Origin of the sequence: Acrocarpospora sp. B8E8 (assembly GCF_039871605.1) — a bacterium.
GTDB classification, from domain to species: domain Bacteria; phylum Actinomycetota; class Actinomycetes; order Streptosporangiales; family Streptosporangiaceae; genus Acrocarpospora; species Acrocarpospora macrocephala.
In genome coordinates, this window is the sequence record NZ_JBDPLV010000075.1 from 14,273 (window position 1) to 30,584 (window position 16,312).

Annotated in this window: 14 protein-coding genes; 5 read left to right on the forward strand and 9 right to left on the reverse strand. The window is 68.2% G+C overall.

Annotation, left to right across the window (positions count from 1 at the left end):
• Positions 1 to 10: 10 nt before the first annotated feature.
• The 4 genes from ABGB08_RS44615 to ABGB08_RS44630 all read left to right on the forward strand — a co-directional run bounded on the left by ABGB08_RS44615 (position 11) and on the right by ABGB08_RS44630 (position 3,971).
• The gene (locus ABGB08_RS44615; RefSeq protein ID WP_347603656.1) at positions 11 to 409 is read left to right on the forward strand and encodes a nuclear transport factor 2 family protein; all 399 of its coding nucleotides are present in this window, start codon (positions 11 to 13) and stop codon (positions 407 to 409) included.
• Between the two features lie 57 nt (positions 410 to 466).
• Positions 467 to 2,461 carry an FAD-dependent oxidoreductase gene (locus tag ABGB08_RS44620; protein WP_347603658.1) on the forward strand — a complete coding sequence of 665 codons (1,995 nt, stop codon included), beginning with the start codon at positions 467 to 469 and terminating at the stop codon, positions 2,459 to 2,461.
• Between the two features lie 166 nt (positions 2,462 to 2,627).
• Positions 2,628 to 3,452, forward strand: coding sequence for a transposase family protein (locus tag ABGB08_RS44625; protein WP_347603660.1), 825 nt, complete (start codon positions 2,628 to 2,630; stop codon positions 3,450 to 3,452).
• 171 nt (positions 3,453 to 3,623) lie between these two features.
• Entirely contained in the window at positions 3,624 to 3,971 is a 348-nt protein-coding gene (locus ABGB08_RS44630) for a DoxX family protein (RefSeq protein ID WP_347603662.1), read from the forward strand.
• Here ABGB08_RS44630 and ABGB08_RS44635 read toward each other — a convergent pair whose 3' ends face one another.
• From ABGB08_RS44635 to ABGB08_RS44665, 7 genes are all read right to left on the reverse strand, one after another.
• Entirely contained in the window at positions 3,972 to 4,676 is a 705-nt protein-coding gene (locus ABGB08_RS44635) for an ABC transporter ATP-binding protein (RefSeq protein WP_347603664.1), read from the reverse strand.
• Positions 4,669 to 5,448: an ATP-binding cassette domain-containing protein gene (locus ABGB08_RS44640; RefSeq protein WP_347603666.1), complete on the reverse strand. Its 780-nt coding sequence runs from the start codon at positions 5,446 to 5,448 to the stop codon at positions 4,669 to 4,671. The genes ABGB08_RS44635 and ABGB08_RS44640 overlap by 8 nt, the downstream gene beginning before the upstream one ends.
• Positions 5,445 to 6,383: a branched-chain amino acid ABC transporter permease gene (locus ABGB08_RS44645; protein WP_347603668.1), complete on the reverse strand. Its 939-nt coding sequence runs from the start codon at positions 6,381 to 6,383 to the stop codon at positions 5,445 to 5,447. Before ABGB08_RS44645 ends, ABGB08_RS44640 begins: the two co-directional genes overlap by 4 nt.
• A complete protein-coding gene (locus ABGB08_RS44650; RefSeq protein ID WP_347603670.1) occupies positions 6,380 to 7,261 on the reverse strand; it encodes a branched-chain amino acid ABC transporter permease in 882 nt (293 codons plus the stop codon). Before ABGB08_RS44650 ends, ABGB08_RS44645 begins: the two co-directional genes overlap by 4 nt.
• Positions 7,262 to 7,272: 11 nt before the next feature.
• Positions 7,273 to 8,427 carry an ABC transporter substrate-binding protein gene (locus ABGB08_RS44655; protein WP_347603672.1) on the reverse strand — a complete coding sequence of 385 codons (1,155 nt, stop codon included), beginning with the start codon at positions 8,425 to 8,427 and terminating at the stop codon, positions 7,273 to 7,275.
• 320 nt (positions 8,428 to 8,747) lie between these two features.
• Positions 8,748 to 9,587 carry a mycofactocin-coupled SDR family oxidoreductase gene (locus ABGB08_RS44660; protein WP_347603674.1) on the reverse strand — a complete coding sequence of 280 codons (840 nt, stop codon included), beginning with the start codon at positions 9,585 to 9,587 and terminating at the stop codon, positions 8,748 to 8,750.
• Between the two features lie 198 nt (positions 9,588 to 9,785).
• Positions 9,786 to 11,330, reverse strand: a complete 1,545-nt coding sequence (locus ABGB08_RS44665; RefSeq protein ID WP_347603676.1) for an AMP-binding protein — start codon at positions 11,328 to 11,330, stop codon at positions 9,786 to 9,788.
• Positions 11,331 to 11,658: 328 nt separating this feature from the next.
• Between ABGB08_RS44665 and ABGB08_RS44670 the strand changes: the two genes are divergently transcribed.
• Positions 11,659 to 12,954: a phosphoribosyltransferase family protein gene (locus tag ABGB08_RS44670; RefSeq protein WP_347603678.1), complete on the forward strand. Its 1,296-nt coding sequence runs from the start codon at positions 11,659 to 11,661 to the stop codon at positions 12,952 to 12,954.
• Between the two features lie 484 nt (positions 12,955 to 13,438).
• Here the strand turns inward: ABGB08_RS44670 and ABGB08_RS44675 are convergent, their stop codons facing one another.
• Both ABGB08_RS44675 and ABGB08_RS44680 read right to left on the reverse strand, forming a co-directional pair.
• Positions 13,439 to 13,573, reverse strand: coding sequence for a hypothetical protein (locus ABGB08_RS44675; RefSeq protein WP_347603680.1), 135 nt, complete (start codon positions 13,571 to 13,573; stop codon positions 13,439 to 13,441).
• A 420-nt stretch (positions 13,574 to 13,993) separates the two neighbouring features.
• Positions 13,994 to 16,258, reverse strand: coding sequence for a hypothetical protein (locus ABGB08_RS44680; protein WP_347603682.1), 2,265 nt, complete (start codon positions 16,256 to 16,258; stop codon positions 13,994 to 13,996).
• Positions 16,259 to 16,312 lie beyond the last annotated feature (54 nt).

Sequence of the window (16,312 nt, forward strand, 5' to 3'; positions counted from 1 at the left end):
GGAAACTGAAATGTCGAGTCCGACCAGACCGGCGGTTGTTCGCGCCGCGGAATTGCTGCACGCGGGTGACGCGGACCCGGCCCACCTCCTGGGATTCTTCGATGGCGAAACCGTATTTCAGATGGCCGACGACTCGCCTGTGACAGGTAGAGCCGCCATCGAACGATGGATGGGGGAGTACCTGCAGGGAATTTCCGGGGTCTCGCACGAACTCCTCGAGACATGGGAACGAGATGATTCCATCGTCACCCTCGTCGAGGTTACTTATACGGGGCAGTCGGGTGGTCGGGTCAGGCTACCGGCGATGACGCTGATGCGCTTCTCGGGCGAATATCTGGCGGAGTATCGGATCTTCATGGATCCTTCGCCGGTGCGGGAGCTATCAGGTGTTTTTTCGAACGATTCGTGACAGCCATTGCCGCCCGCAGCGGCCCTGGCGCATGAAAACGATCACCTGGAGAGTCGAATGCCCACGGAACTAGAGCGCACGTTTGAGCCGATCACGATCCGCAAGACGATTATTCCGAATCGTGTCGCAATGGCAGCGCACGAGACGCGATTTGCCAACGGCCCCATCATAACAGATGCTCTCGTCGCTTATCACGCGGAAAGAGCGAAGGGGGGTGTTGGCCTGATCATTCTCGAGGCGGCGACGGTACATCCGTCGAGCACGGTGAGCAACAATCCCGCCTGCCTGGCGGCCTACGACGACAGGATCATCGAAGGCTACCAGCGCCTCATGGCGGCGGTTCGGCCTCATGGCACCCGGGTATTTCAACAACTATGGCATGGCGGCCATCATTTCGGGCCTGGCGACGGGAGCCCGCCAAGAGGCGTTTCTGCTATTACGAGCCCGATCTTGGGCGTGCCTCCCGTTCCCCTCGACCGGGACGACATCGCTGAGTTGGTCTCGGCATATGCCGGCGCGGCCCGACGCGTTGCCGCCGGTGGTCTGGATGGCGTCGAGATAGCCGCCGCTCACAGCTATCTGATTCAGCAGTTCTTGTCGCCGATGACGAACACTCGGGACGATGAGTACGGCGGCTCCCTCGAGAACAGGGCGCGCTTTCTGGTCGAGGTGCTGCGAGCCGTTCGCGATGCGGTCGGACCCGATATGGCAGTCGGCGTCCGGGTGGGTGCCGGTGCGGGAAGGGGGGCAGTCCGCGAGCTCGAACTGAGCGAGGTGGCGAACAGCCTCGTCGATCACGGCCTGATCGACTATCTGAACGTTTCGCAGGGCGACTTCTTCGGCCCGCATATCGCGATCGGCGGAATGGAGGCGAAGGCGGGTTACCAGTTGCCTTCGAGCGGGCAGATCACCGCCTCGGTGACCAGGGTTCCACGCCTGGTCACGGGCCGATTTCGGGTCCTGGATGAAGTCGAGGAGGTCCTGCGGTCAGGCGCCGCGGACATCGTTAGCATGGTGCGGGCGCATCTTGCCGCTCCCGATATCGTGGAGAAGACGAGAACCGGCCGTCACGGAGAAATCAGGCCGTGTATCGGATGTAATCAGGGCTGCCTTGGGGTCATCTCAGGTACGGACACGCGAACCGGGTGCGTGGTGAATCCGGTCGCCGGATTCGACGATGTGCTGTCCGAAGCGCAGATCGGCCGTACGACGAATCCTCGGAAGGTTGTCGTAATCGGTGGCGGGCCCGCCGGCCTGGAAGCCGCACGAACTGCGGCAATACGGGGCCATGAAGTTGTTCTTTACGAAGCCGCCCCTCGTGTCGGGGGCGCGCTGAATCTCGCTCGGCGTGCGCCGAATCTCGGTGGAATCTTCGATGTGGTCACCTGGCAGGAGGCCGAACTGGGTCGGCTGGGCGTGGATGTACGGAAGTCGAGCCCCATCGACGCGGCGGGAGTACTGCGTCAGGAGGCCGACTTCGTGATCGTTGCCACGGGCAGCGTTCCCGATAAGTCGGGCGTTCTTATCTCGGCTCCGGGTGAACGTGTAGCGGGGGTTAAACAATCGCACGTACTCTCTTCGGTGGAACTTCTTAGTGATGACAAGCGCGAACTCGGACGGACGGCGGTCGTGTACGACGACGTTGGCCACTACGAGTCGGTGGCGATTGTCGAGTATCTCCTCGCCCGAGGACTTGACGTCACGGTCGTCACGCGATTCCCATCCTTTGCTCCGATAGCCGATCGAACGTTGCGAACTGTTCCGGCCCGGAAGCGTTTCGCTGAATCCGGGCGGCGTTTCGACGTCCGACCGAATGCTCTGCTGACACGTATCTCGCCAAGCTCCTGCGTCGTGCACTCGGTAGACCACGGTGAAACGGAAGTGGCCGCCGATACCGTCGTGCTACTCACGCACCGGACAGCATGCGATGACCTTTCGGTGGAACTTCGCGCAGCCGGCAAGGAAGTGCGCCGGGTGGGCGATGCCCTTTCGCCCCGAGATCTGCAGACCGCGATCCGTGAGGGACACCTCGCGGGGAGAAGCATCTCGTAATCAGTGACGTTTTCTCAGCGTGATCGAATCGGATAGCAGGCTATTTCCGAGTAGGAACGATCACATTCGGGCAGACTCGCGGACGAACGTCTTGCACCGGAAACGGGCGTGGAGCCTCCGGTAAAAGGGGTCTCACCACAAGATCTCCCACGCCCCGAGGCTCCACTTGATCGCCTATCCTGCCATGCTCGACGTCCCCCGTGAACTGGTCCGCTACGTCGGGCAACTGCTCTGCCACGAACGCCGCCACCGTGGCACGCCGAAGGGCTCCAGGCGTCTGACCTGCTTCTACCAGGCCCTATTCGCGCTGGCGTGGTTCCGCTCCAAGCCCAACATCCACCTGCACGGCACGGCATTCGGACTGTCCCAGGCCACCGCCTACCGCTACCTGCACGAGGTCATCGACGTCCTGGCCGACCAGGCACCCGATCTGCACGAGGCGCTGGAACGCGCCGCCCGCAACGGCGTCCCACACCTGATCTTGGACGGCAAGATCTTCGACACCGACCGGTGCCGTGCCAAAACCACCAGCGCAAAAGGCGAAACGATCGACGCCTGGTTCTCCGGCAAGACCAGCGACTTCGGCGGAAACGTCCAAGCGCTGTGCGAACCCGACGGATTCCCAATCTGGACCGGCGACGTCGAACCCGGAGGAGTCGCCGACATCGAAGCCGCCCGCCGACACGTTTTGCCCGCCGTCTACCCGTACGCCAAAACCATGCCCGTGCTCGCCGATCCCGCCTACCAAGGCGCAGGTCACGGCATACATGTGCCGTTCAAGCAGCCCAGTGACGGCAACGTCCTCAGCATCGACAACCGCACCCACAATGCCCTGCAACGCGCACTACGCAGTCTCGGAGAACGCGGCTTCGCATTACTCACCGAACGCTGGACCGCCCTCCAGCACACCACCCTCAGCCCCAGCCGAATCGGCGACCTCGTCCGCGCCGCACTCGTCCTCGTCCATTTCGAACACCGACGAATCAGATGAAATTCAGTGAGAAAACGTCAGTGCTTCGTAGTAAGCCATTCCTGTACGCCCAGCGGACACGAGGCCCAATTCGACTGACGAGCACTACGGCCGTGTGCTCGTCGGGAAACCGCTGAACTCGACGTCCCGCTGAACAGATCCCATCAGTTTCCGAATGAGAATGGAGTACACGTGGCCATCGCCAGCGTCATCGTGTCGGCCGTGCTGATCCTCGGGCTCCTCGCCTCCGCCGGAGGCAAGCTGCTCCGGCTGAACCTGCAGATGAAAGTGATGCGCACGGTCGGGGTACCGGAGAACCTGGTGCCGTACCTCGCAGTGATCGAGCTGGTGGGGGCGGGGGGACTGGTGGTCGGCTTCGCCGTGCCCGCGCTCGGGATCGCCGCCGCGATCGGCGTGGTGCTCTACTTTGTCGGCGCGGTCGCGTCCCACCTGCGGGTCGGCGACTGGAGCCTCACCTCGTCCGGCGGAATGCTCGTGCTGAGCATCGCGGCGCTGACGCTCAGCACGCTCACCGCGTGATTACAACAGCGCCATGACCTGCTCGCTCGTTCGAAGCTCCGCCGCCGGACGGTGGGCCACGACGGATCCGGATCGCAGGACGTAGGCCTCCTCGCTGATCGCGAGGGCGGCCATGGCGTTCTGCTCCGCCAGCAGGATCGAGGTGCCTGTCGCGTCGCGGACGTGCCGGAGGCGATCGAAGATGGTTTCCACCATGACGGGTGACAACCCGATCGACGGCTCGTCGAGCATCAGGACTGCGGGGCGGGGCGTCAGCGCCATCGCCACGCTGAGCATCCGTTGCTCGCCGCCGCTGAGCGCGCCCGCTCGCACGTCGACCCGGCCGGCCAGCGCCGGAAACAGGTCGAGCAGCTCCGCTGCCCGCTCGTTCCTCGCCCTGCCCCGCAGGCCGCGGCCCGCGAGCAGGAGGTTCTGCCGGACGGAGACACCCGGGAAGACGATGTTCTCCTGCAGTGAGGTGCCGAGCCCGGCCCGGACCCGATGCCACGGCGGCGTGCCGAGCAGCGCTTTCCCGTCGATGGTGACGCCTCCGGCGACCGGGGTGATCAAACCGGACACCACCCGCACGAGCGTCGTCTTGCCGGCGCCGTTCGCGCCGAGGAGGCAGGTGATCGCACCACTCCGGACGGTGAGATCGACATCGCGGAGGACGCGGGAGGAGCCGTATCCCGCGGTCACCCCCCTCACGACGAGCGCGTCAGGCATGCGCCGCACCTCCGCCGACGTACTCCGACAGCACCGTGGGGTCCGCGAAGACCTCGTCTGGGCTGCCCTGCCGGAGCACCTGGCCGCGTGTCATGAACACGACGTCGTCACACCACATCCGGATAACCTCCACATTGTGTTCGATCACCCCGACCATCGCGCCCCGCTCGCGCAGGGTCCGGATCTCGTTGCCGAAGTGTTCAAGGGCGTTAAGGTCGACTCCTGAGCTCGGCTCGTCGAGGAACACGACGCGCGGTTCGGTCATCAGGACCCGCCCCAGCGAGACGAGCTTGCGCTCCGCGTACGAGAGCTCGCGGACCCACCGATCGGCGCCGTCGCCGAGGCCGAGCCGATCGAGCACCTCCGTGGCGGCGTCGAGATCCGGCCCCCGCGCCGATCGCCGTCCGCCGCGTCGCGGGACGGGGGTGCTCTCCTCCCGCGCCTCGCGGGCAACGAGCAGGTTCTCCAGGACGGTCATCCCGTCGAAGAGCCGCAGGTCCTGGAAGGTTCGCCCGACTCCGATCCGGGCGATCTCCAGCGGAGACAGGGAATGGAGGCCGTGCCCGCCCAGCCGCACCGTGCCGCGGTCCGCCTGGACGAACCCGGTCACGATATTGACGACGGTGCTCTTCCCGGCGCCGTTCGGGCCGATCAGCCCCGTCACGCCACCGCCTCGCATCGAGAACGTGCAGCCGTCGAGCGCCTGGACCCCGCCGAAGCTCTTCGAGACGTCCTGCACCGTCAGCACGTCGTGCGTGCCCCCAGTGGTCATCGTGTTCTCCTCAAGGTGCTGCTCAACCAGGTCGTGAACTGCGGGGTCCGGTCACCGCGGGGCTCGATCCGTACCGACGGTCTCTCCCGGAGCAGGCCGTTGGGGAGCAGGAGCATCGCGAGCACCAGGAGCAGACCGAAGAGGAACTGGGGGAGATGCTGGTCCACGGACCCGCCGAACGACACGTACGCGGGCAGCCGCTGCAGGAGGATGACGATGACCGCGCCGACGGCGGCACCGGCGAGCCGCGTCTGGCCACCGAGCACGACGATGGTGAGCACCATCACCAGCTGGTCGAGGCCGAAGGAATGGGGCGACACGAATCCGGCGGTGGCGACATAGAGTGCGCCGCCGATCCCCGCGACGCCGGCCGAGACGGCGAACGCCTGGACGAGTGGCGCCGTCCGTGGGATGCCGTAGGCCGGCGCGGCATGGCGGTTGTCCCGCAGGGCCCGGAGCCGGCGCCCCCACGGGCTCGCCGTCAGCGCCCACAGCCCGAGCGCGACCACAGCCAGGACCGGAACCGTCAGAGCGAGCAGTTCGGGCGGGTCGAGCAGCGCCACGCCGCTGACGGTGAGCGGAGGTATGGCGGAGATGCCGTTGGCGCCTCCCGTGAGCCCCCGGAGGTTGGTCACCACATCCTCGAACACGAACTGCGCCGCGAAGGTGACGAGCAGGGCGCTCTCGCCCGCGCCCGCGACAGCGGCGAGCCCGATCACCGCCCCGACCGCCGCGGCGACGACCGGCGCCATGAGGAACCCGAGCCCTGGGCTCTCGTAGCCGGACGCGATCAGCGCCGTGGTGTATCCGCCGACGCCCATACACGCGATCTGGGCCACCGAGAACACGCCGCCGTGCCCGAAGACGAGCACCAGTCCCTGCGCGACGACCGTCCAGATGCAGATCGTGAGCAGGACCGCCAGCAGGTAGGTCATGCTGCCGCCAGTTGCATGACCCGCCGGCGCTGGACCTGGCGGACCACGATGCGACGGGCGAGGAACGTGGCGACGATCGCGGTGAACAGCACCGTCCGATCCCATTGGGCGGGCAGTTGCCAGCTGATCAACGCGACGACGACCTGGAGCAGCACGGCGGCCACGACCGGACGCACCAGCGACTGGTGGCCACCGACCAGCACCGCGCCGAAGGCCACCAGGAACGGCCCGACGCCGATAGCCGGATCGACGCCCGCGACGACACCGGACACGACTCCGGCCGCGCCCGCGAAGACCGCCACCAGGGCGTAGGTCAGTACCTGTGCCGCGGGTTCGTTCACTCCGGTCACGAGAGCGAGCTGCCGGTTCTCGGAGAGCGCCTCCAGGGAGAGGCCGAGCGAGGTCCGCCGCAAGAACGTGAGCAGCGCCGGGATCAGGAGAATCGCCAGTCCGATGGCGGCCAGATCGGCCGCGCTGAAACGGAAGCCGACGACCTCCACCGTGGTCTGCACCCCGGAGAAGGGATAGCGGCGGACGGGCCCGTAGACCCATCCGAGCGTCGCCTGGGCCATCGCCAGCAGTCCGAGCGTCGCGATGAGTACGACGTCCGGATTCGCTCCGCGGCGCAATAGCGGCCGGTGCACCAGCAGGAACAGCAGTGCGGCGTAGCCCGCGGCCACGCCGACCCCCAGCACGGCTGAGGGCAGCAGCGGCAGCCCGAGGTCCTGGAACGACACCGTCCCATAGCCGGCCACGACGAAGACGGCCGGCAGATGGAAGTCGATGAGGCCGACGACCCGCCAGGCCAGCGCGATCCCGACCGTGAACAGCGCGGCGAGAGCACCGGACGAGAGCCCGTGGGACAGGACAGCGGTCACGACGGTCTCCCTCAGTCGGCCAGCGGCGTGTAGGCGTGCACCTGCTTGAAACCGCTCGCAGACACGCGGAACACCCCGAATGCCATGTCCGTGCTGCCGTCGGGCCGGAAGCCGTACTTTCCGACGGTTGGCGCGCTGGCGCCGGCGCGGCGGATCTCGTCGATCAGGGCCCGGCCAGTGATCGACCCGCCGACCGCCCTCGCGGCGGTGCCCGCCTCGACGACGGAGTCATAGGTCAGCAGGGCGTGGATGGTCGTCCTCGCCACGAGGTCGGACAGCGGCCCGGGCGTGGCCTCGGGCACGTCGTTGCCCGACACGTAGACGCCGTCCCGCGCGGTCGGGAGGGACGACAGGGCCGCTGTCTTCGCGCCGGAGTTGCTCAGGAAGACACCGGAGTAGCCGAGCTCGCGCCCCTGGCGCACGGCGAGACCGGCATCGTCTCCGGAGGTGGCGGCCAGGAAGACGGCGTCCGGGTTCGCGGCGAGGACCTTCGACAGCTGAGGCCGCACGTCGGTGCTGCCCTGGGGGTAGGACTCGACCGCGACGACCTCCTGGCCGGCTTTCCGTGCCGCGTCCTGCGCCGCCGTGGCCATCGACTGGCCGAACTCGTAGTCGACGTACAGCACCCCGACGCGGCGGGCGGCGGGCCCTCCGGAGGCGAGGAAGTCCCACATCGCCGACGCCTCGGTCGCGGGCAGAGCCTGCATCTGCTGGGCGAGCTTGGCGCCGTTGGTGTACGGCGTGGCGCTGCTGGAGATCAGCAAGCTGGCCACTCCCCGGCGTTCGAGGTAGGGAACGATCGCCGAGACGACGTTTGAGCCGGAGCACAGGACGACCTGCACGCCGTTCTGCTCGACCGCCTTCTGCGCGTTCTCCATCGCGAGGTCGGTATTCAGCTGACCGGTGTCGATCGGAACGAGTTCGACGGTCGGCCCGCCGTCGGCGGAGACCTTCTGGGCGCCCAGGTCGGCGCCCTTCTCTATGCCTTCCCCGACACCCGCGAGCCCAGGACCGTTGGGCACGCAGACGCCCACCTTCAGGGTGCTCGCCGAGGGCGCGCCGGGGGTGTTCGACGAGGTCCCGCCGTCACCGCCACACGCTGCCACCGCGAGCATCACCGCGGTGGCGGCCACTATCCGGGCATGGCGAAGCCGCAAGACGACCATGTCGCTCTCCGATGTCTCAGGGCCGGAAACCGGTGTGATCCGGACATGTGACCCGGAACGATAATTACCGGCCGAAGGGTTGTCAACGCCTATGTTTACAGATTCCGTGTCCTGGAACGCATCTCTGAACTCGGGGCGGGGTGCTCGGTGTGAAACAGCAGGTAGAGGCAAGCATCAGATGTCGGAAGACGTGGCGGGTCCGCGCGGCGGATTATCAACGATTTTGTCTGGACTATTAACGATGCCGTTGATATTTGCCCGCACGGACGAGCATCGGTCGCGACCCGAGCTCGACGAGAGGTGAGGACGATCGTGACGGTTCAGTCGATCACGGGTGCGTGGTTCAGCCCCGGGAGGATCAGCGATCCCGCGTCGACCTGCAGTTCCGCGCCCGTGACGTGCCCGGCCTCGTCCGAGGCCAGCCACGACATCGCCGCCGCGACGGAGGACGGCGGGAGAGCGGAGCGGTTGCGCAGCGCCGCCATCTTCCGGAAGAACGCGGTTCGAGGCGAGTCTCCGCCGAGCCGGCCCGCCTCATCGTTGTCGATCATCGGGGTGTGCACGGCGCCGGGCAGGACGGTGTTGACCCGGACATCGTGGTCGCCGAGCTCCAGCGCGAGGCTCTTCATCAGGCCCAGCAGCCCGTGCTTCGACGCCGTGTAGGCCGCCAGCCCCTTGCGCGCGCTGCGGGCCTGGACCGACGCGGTGGCGAGGATCACTCCCGAGCGGCGCTCGATCATGTGCGGCGCGACCGCCTTGGCGGTCCGCCAGACCCCGCCGAGGTTGACATCGAGGACCGCCTGCCACGTCTCCTCGGCGATCTCCCAGAACTGCGCCGACTGCATGATCCCGGCGTTGGCGACCACGACGTCCAGGCGCCCGAACTCCTCGAGACCGCGGGCGACCGCCTCGTCCAGCGACGCCTGGCTCCGCACGTCGACGGGGACGGCGAGGCAGCGCCGGCCCAGGGCGCGTACTGCACTGGCGGTCCCGTCGAGGTCGTCCCGCCAGGCGGTCGTGGACTGGGCTCCCTGGACGGGGGCGCCGACGTCGCACGCGACGACGTCGGCGCCCTCCGCGGCGAAGGTCTCGGCCACGGCGCGCCCGATCCCCCTCGCGGCCCCGGTGACAAGGACGGCTTTACCCAGATGGCGGGTCACCGGCCGCTCCTCGCGAGGTCCGCCACCATCTCGTACTCCATGATCATCGCCGAACTCCTTCATCGTCTCCTGGCACCCGTGAGGCCTATTGATAGGCCTCTCGGCCCATGGGTGTCAACACATGCGTTGACATACCTTTCGAGGAGCTCACGGCCCGGCGCCGTCATCAGAGGAGGCCCCGATGAACGGGGAACGGGCTCAGGCGCCGCGCACGCGGCGCTGTTCCCCGGCCCAGTACGGCTCCCGCAACACCTTGCGCTGGATCTTGCCGACCGGGCTGCGCGGCAGCGGGCTGTCCCGGAACACGACCGTATGGGGCTTCTTGTAGGAGCCCAGCAGGCGCGTGCAGGCCTCGATGACCGTGTCCTCGTCCAGGTCCGCGTCCGCGGGTTTCACGACCACGGCCATCGGTGCCTCGCCCCACTTGTCGTGCGGCACGCCGAAGACGACGACCTCCCGCACGTCCGGGAGCGTCTGGATCGCCTGCTCCAGCTCGGCGGGCCAGATGTTGAAGCCGCCGGAAACGATCATGTCGTCGACGCGGTCGACGACGTAGAGGTAGCCGTTCCGGTCGAGCCGGCCGACGTCGCCGGTGAGCACCCAGCCGTCCCGCAGCCGGCGGTCGCTCAGCTCGGGGTCGCCCCAGATACCGGTCATCTGCCCGTCGCAGCGGATGGCGATCTCGCCCTCCTCGCCGATGGGCAGGGAGTTGTTGTCCGGGTCCCGGATCTCCAGCTCGGCGAACGGCATCACGCGGCCCGCGGAGACGATCGGCTCGGACCCGGGGACGTCGGAGAACCACTCCTTGGATCCCATGAAGGAGACCGGCACGGCCTCGGTCTGGCCGTACATCTGGAACAGCCTGTCCCCGAACACCTCGTGCCCGGCCCGCGCGGTGCGGACGCTGATCGGCGCACCGGAGATCATCACGGCCTTGAGGGACGGCAGGTCCTGCCTTCTGCCGTCGACCGCGGCCACGATGTCGGCGATCATGGTGGGGACCGCGAAGAACCACCCGATCTCGTCCCGCGCGACGCGCTCGACGAAGCCGTCGGCCTGGAATCTGCGGTCCAGCACGTTGCACCCGCCCGCCAGCCACACGGGCAGGAACAGATACCCCGATCCGTGGCTGATCGGGCCCACGTGCAGGCATCTGTCCCCCGGCTCGACCGGGGGCAGCATGAAGAACCAGTCGCGGGTGGTGTTCATCCAGGCCCGGTGGGTGTAGGCGATGCCCTTGGCCCTGCCGGTGGTCCCCGCCGAGTGGCGGATGATGAAGGGGTCGTCGAGTTCGACGCGCGGGTCGGGGTCGGTGTCGGGGAACGACGCGAGCCAGTCCTCATAGCCTGAGTCGCGGACGATCAGCGTGATGCCGAGCTCGGCCACGATGTCCTTGATCTCGTGGGCGTACTCCTCGGCCACGACGGCGGCCTTGCACCCGGTGCCCGAGAGCATGTAGCGGTGCGCGGCGGACGAGTTGCGCCGGTAGAGCGGCACGCGGATGAGGTTCGCGACGGCGGAGCCGATGTAGAAGTCGGCCGCCTCGACGCAGTTGTCCTCGAGGACCGCCACGCGGTCGCCGGGTTCGAGGCCGGCCGCGAGGAGCGCGCCGGCCAGCCGCGTCCCGCGCTGCCAGACCTCACCGAACGTCAGCTGACGGCCGTCGCTGGCGATGGCGGGGCGGTCCCAGTGGAACTCTGCGGAGCGACGCATGGCGGTCCTGACGTCCAGCACGACGCTCACCTCCTTGCTGTTGTGGCGCCACCACCCGGGAGGGGGGTGAATGTCTGAACGGCATCGAAACGCGCCAACGGCGATGTGTCAACAAGGCCGTTGATAATTTCTGGAGGCCGTTCTAGGCTCAACGTGTCGGTACCGCCGAGGAGGCGTGAGCGGCTTCCCGGCTGGCAGCCGCAGCGGCTTTACCTACGTCGCGGGCTTTGGTCCCTGGTGGAAGTGACGTTCGTCCGCAGCGCACGTTCGTCCCGGCAGGGTTCCATGGAGAGAGAACCAAAGCCCGTCGCCATCGTCCGCCCCTCCCGGGAGGAACGGGGTTAGGAGGCAAGGCGGAGTGTTCGTTGATCGTCATGATGCGGGCATTCGGCTGGCCGAGCGGCTGCGTGGGCTGGTCGGCGCCGAGAGCCCGGTTGTCCTGGGGCTGCCCAGGGGTGGCGTGCCGGTGGCATTCGAGGTCGCCCGCGCTCTCGGCGCTCCGATGGATGTGATCGTGGTCCGCAAGCTCGGGGTGCCCTTCCATCCGGAACTCGGGTTCGGCGCCATCGGGGAGGGCGGAGCGCGTGTGGTCAACCACGGCATCGCCTGGCGCGCGCATCTCACGCCGGCGAATATGACCATGGTGGAAGAGGAGGAACGGGCCGAACTGCTGCGTCGCGTGCGCCGTTTCCGCGGTGACCGCGCTCCGGTGGATCCGGCGGGCCGTACGGCGATCGTGGTGGATGACGGCATCGCCACGGGCGGGACGGCTCGCGCCGCCTGCCAGGTCGCCCGTGCGCGCGGCGCCGCCCGAGTGGTGCTGGCGGTTCCGGTGGGACCGCCGGACACGATCGCGGCGATGCGGGAGGTCGCCGATGAGGTGGTATGCCTTGAGACACCCGGCCAGTTCTATGCGATCAGCGCCTGCTACTCCCATTTCCCCCAGCTCGCCGACGAGCAGGTAGTCGAGTTGCTGCGGCGGTCGCGCGAGGAAAGCACCACGGAATCCGATCCGCCCGGCTCCGCCGAGGAGGTTCAGGTGGACGCCGGGCGGGTCCGGCTGCCTGGTCGGTTCGTCGTCCCGGCGAACGCCGACGGGGTGGTGGCGTTCGTGCACGGCAGCGGCAGCAGCCGGCACAGCCCGCGCAACCGGTATGTGGCATCGGTGCTCAACGGCGCGGGCCTGGCGACACTGCTGTTCGATCTGCTCACCCTGGAGGAGGAAGCCGACCGAACCAACGTGTTCGACATCGAGTCGCTGGCCGGCAGGCTCATCCAGGTCACCGCCTGGCTGGTTGATCAGCCTGGGTCGGCAGGTCTTCCGATCGGCTATTTCGGGGCGAGCACCGGAGCCGCGGCCGCGCTGTGGGCGGCGGCCGAGCCGGGCAGCGGGGTTGCCGCCATCGTCTCCCGGGGCGGGCGCCCCGATCTGGCCGGCCCGCGGCTCTCCGCCGTACGGGCGGCGACCCTCCTGGTGGTGGGCGGCCGCGACCAGGTGGTGATCGATCTCAACAAGGCGGCGCAGGAACGGTTGCGCTGCGAGAATCTGCTCCAAACCGTCCCCGGCGCCACCCACTTGTTCGAAGAACCTGGAGCCCTGGAGACCGTCGCGGCTCTCGCGCGGGACTGGTTCACCCGCCACTTCCGTACCTGATGACCTACAACGTCAGAACGCCCATCCATCCCGGACGGGAGTCCTGAGCGATTGAGATGGGAGCTCTCCGTTCGACTCCTTCGGACCGTCCCAGACAGGGTCTTTTGCCTGGGGTCAGGGGGTCGCGCGGAAGGGTCCGACTATGCCTGGCGGTGTCGGGTCGGACGAGATCCGCCTGTGGTGCTCCCGTGCTGGCAGGGACCATGATCAACAGGATGCCTCGTTTAGGATTAGAGGAGCTATCTGGATCCTTGGAGAGCGGTTTCACAGCATATAAGAGAGGCGGCCGCACCCGATCGATAGCAGTGTGCACCTCCCGGATGAAGGCGGCGGTCCGGTCGATGCTGGGATGGCGCATAGTTCTTGTCGGCTATGCCCACCACGATGATGCCGCGGCGGGCGTTGGCGAAGGTCGCCACGTCGACGGCGATGGCATCGCCCACGTCGCCTTGGGAGTTTGGAAGGTGGCCCTATGAAGGTGGCCCTATAGTGCAGAATAGTGCAGATCCTCGGCTTCCCACGCGGCTTCCAGGCCGATCAATGCGGCGAAGTCCTGACGGGTGGCTTGATCCACTGGCGTGCCGAGCAGCGCCTGAAGACGGAGAGAGCGGAACATCATTGGGCGTCCTGGCGTGGACCTGGAGCGACGCCACCAAGTCAACGCGCTGCTGGTCAGGGAGATCGGCCGCGCCACCGCCCGGATCTTCGGCGAGGCCGAGCGGGAGAGCTCCGATGCACCCCCGCACGATCCGCGGCTGAAGCCGCTATGCGTGTGTCCTGGACCGGCTGGGACAGAGGGTTCAGGCCGAAGGAATTCTCACCTTGTGAGGCCGAGGGCGATGAGCGGGTTGTGGAAGTCGTCGCGTGCCCAGCGGGTACCTCCGGCGATATTGGTGAAGTTCAGCAGGCCTAGCGCGCCGATCGCGTAGCTACGCATGGCCGCCAGAATCGACCCTTCACGCGCTGTCTCAGGATCGAAGAACTCTCTCAACCCCTGGGTTCCCGGCCTGGGTGGGTGGCGCTCTCGTGCCGGTCCGGTTCAGCGCCGGAACCGTCCGGCGAAGCGGTTCCTTTTCCCGAGGTAGAGGAGGGTCCAGGTGCCGTCGGGGTTGCGGCGGGTGCGGTAGCGGTCGGGGTGGGTTGCTTTGTCGCGGTTGTGCCAGGTGCAGGCGGGGGCGAGAAGGTCCAGGTCGGTGGTGCCGCCCTCAGCCCAGCCCTTGACGTGGTCGATTTCGGCCATGTCGGCGGGGATGGGGCAGCCCTCGCGGTAGCAGGTGGCGTAGCGGGCCAGGACGGCCCGCCGCTGGGCGGGCGTGGCCAGGCGAACCGCGCGGCCCATGTCCAGGACCTGGCCCTGGGCGTTGACCACCAGGCGAACCAGTCGTGAGGTGCGAGCGAGCCGGTGAACGTCAGAGATGGGCAGCAGTTGCCCGGTGGCGATCAGCAGCCCGGGTGCCAGCCGGTCCGGCATGTGCCCACAGGTCCCACACGCCTCCTCCACCGGCCCTTCACCCGTGCCCGCGCGGCCGGCACCTGCTCCGGCTGAACCCGTGCCCGCGCTGTCGGCACCTGCTCCGGCCGAACCCGCGCCCGTGCTGTCGGCACCTGCTCCGGCCGAACCCGTGTCTGTGCTGTCGGCACCTGCTCTGGCTGAACCCATGTCCGTGCTGTCGGCATCGGCTCTGGCTGAACCCGTGTCCATGCTGTCGGCACCCGCCCCGGCTGAACCGGTGCCCGCGCTGCCGGCACCCGCCCTGGCTGAAGCCGTGCCTCCAGTGTGGCGGGGACCGCCCGCGCGGCAGGTCGAGCCGTCACCGGCCGGAGGTGTCCCGGGCCGAGTATCGCTGGAGCCGGCGGTGTCGGCGTCAGCGGTGTCGGCGTTGGCGGTGCCAGCTGCGGCTGTGTCGGGGTCAACGGTGTCGGCCGCAACTGCGTCGGCCGCGGCGGTGTCGGCGCGTCCGGATGTGCTCTGCGATGGCGACGCCCCCGTGGCAGGTGTGGTCGGCGTGGCGGGCGTGCCGGACGCCGCGGTGGAGGCCGCATGGGTGGAGTCGGCGTCATGAGTGGGATGGCCGGTGATGTGGTCGGTGGTGGGGTGGTCGTGTGTGGGGTGGCCGGTGGTGGGGTGGCCGGTGGTGGGGTGGCCGGTGGTGGGATGGTCGGTGGGGAGGGATTCGGCCCGGACCAGGACCAGCAGTTCGGTGGTGACCTTCCTGCTCAACAGCGCCGACAGCGCGTCGGCCTGGCGGACCCGGAGCGGGCGGTCCTCGTCTTTGCCTTTCGGTCTGGCGTAGGCGGTGAGGAACTCGCGCAGGCGGGCGCCGGCCTCCCGGGGCAGCCGGAACTCCCCCTCCACGCCGCCGGTACCAGACGGGCGCACCAGCAGGAAACGGGCGGCGTAATCGGCGTCGGCGTCATCCTCCAGGGTGCCGGGGTCCAGCAGCTCCCGCAGGTACCGCCCGGCCTTGCCGATCTCGGCCGGGGAGGCGCGGTCGGCCAAATCCAGCAGGATCGGCTCGGCCAGCCCGGCCTGCGCATCGTCCAGATGGGCGGTGACCCGGCAGATCGCCTCGACCGACCCCTCGGCCAGCGTGCCGGACGCGAACCGATCCCGGACGACAGGCAGCCGGGCCAACTGCATGGCGAGCCGGATCAGACGGGAGGCGCCCGCGCCGCTCATCCCCGCCGAGGCGCGCAGCCACGTCCCGGTCGAGGCGTGCCCGCCGCTGCCGGCACTCCTGGCCTCCCCGGACGCATGCACCCGCCCCACCCGCGCGGCGATCGCCGAGTCCAGCCGATCCTGGGCGAACAGCAGATCCTCCGTCTCGCCCACGCACACCCCGCAGCCCTCGGGCAGGTCGGTCACCGCAATCCGGGAGGCGAGCTGTCGCAGCGCGGCCACCAGCACTCCCGAACCCACCGGCTCACCAGAGCTCCCCGGCCCCGAGCAGGCGCCGCCGGTGCAGCGGCCAGCGTCAGTGGAACGGCCGGCATCAGTGGGGCTGTCGGCCGAAGGGCCAGCCTCGGTGGAGTGGCCGGCGTCGGTGGAGGAGCCGGTGTCGGGGGAGCGGCCGTGGAGGAACTGCTGCCTTGCGTTCTGCTGCCCTGCCTCGCCGTCTGCCTCGCCGTAGATGTTGTCGCCGTATATGTTGCCGTATGTGTCGCTGTAGGCGTCGTCGGTGGAACGCTGGGGCGGGACGTAGTCCGGGTCCAGCATCGTGCCCTTCAGGAAGGCGGGCAGCTCGCGTCCGCGGGCGCCCTCCGCACGGGAGGGATCCCGCACGTCGAGCGGAGACCCGAGCATGGAAGGCGCCCCCCCTTTCGCACCGGTGGATCCGAACAACTCCCCTCACGCTAT

Bases quoted from the DNA above. Each gene is read 5' to 3' on its own strand.
- ABGB08_RS44640 (WP_347603666.1), bottom strand. From the start codon at position 5,448: ATGACCACTGGGGGCACGCACGACGTGCTGACGGTGCAGGACGTCTCG.
- ABGB08_RS44655 (WP_347603672.1), bottom strand. From the start codon at position 8,427: ATGGTCGTCTTGCGGCTTCGCCATGCCCGGATAGTGGCCGCCACCGCG.
- ABGB08_RS44645 (WP_347603668.1), bottom strand. From the start codon at position 6,383: ATGACCTACCTGCTGGCGGTCCTGCTCACGATCTGCATCTGGACGGTC.
- ABGB08_RS44635 (WP_347603664.1), bottom strand. From the start codon at position 4,676: ATGCCTGACGCGCTCGTCGTGAGGGGGGTGACCGCGGGATACGGCTCC.
- ABGB08_RS44620 (WP_347603658.1), top strand. From the start codon at position 467: ATGCCCACGGAACTAGAGCGCACGTTTGAGCCGATCACGATCCGCAAG.
- ABGB08_RS44615 (WP_347603656.1), top strand. From the start codon at position 11: ATGTCGAGTCCGACCAGACCGGCGGTTGTTCGCGCCGCGGAATTGCTG.
- ABGB08_RS44680 (WP_347603682.1), bottom strand. From the start codon at position 16,258: ATGCTCGGGTCTCCGCTCGACGTGCGGGATCCCTCCCGTGCGGAGGGC.
- ABGB08_RS44675 (WP_347603680.1), bottom strand. From the start codon at position 13,573: ATGATGTTCCGCTCTCTCCGTCTTCAGGCGCTGCTCGGCACGCCAGTG.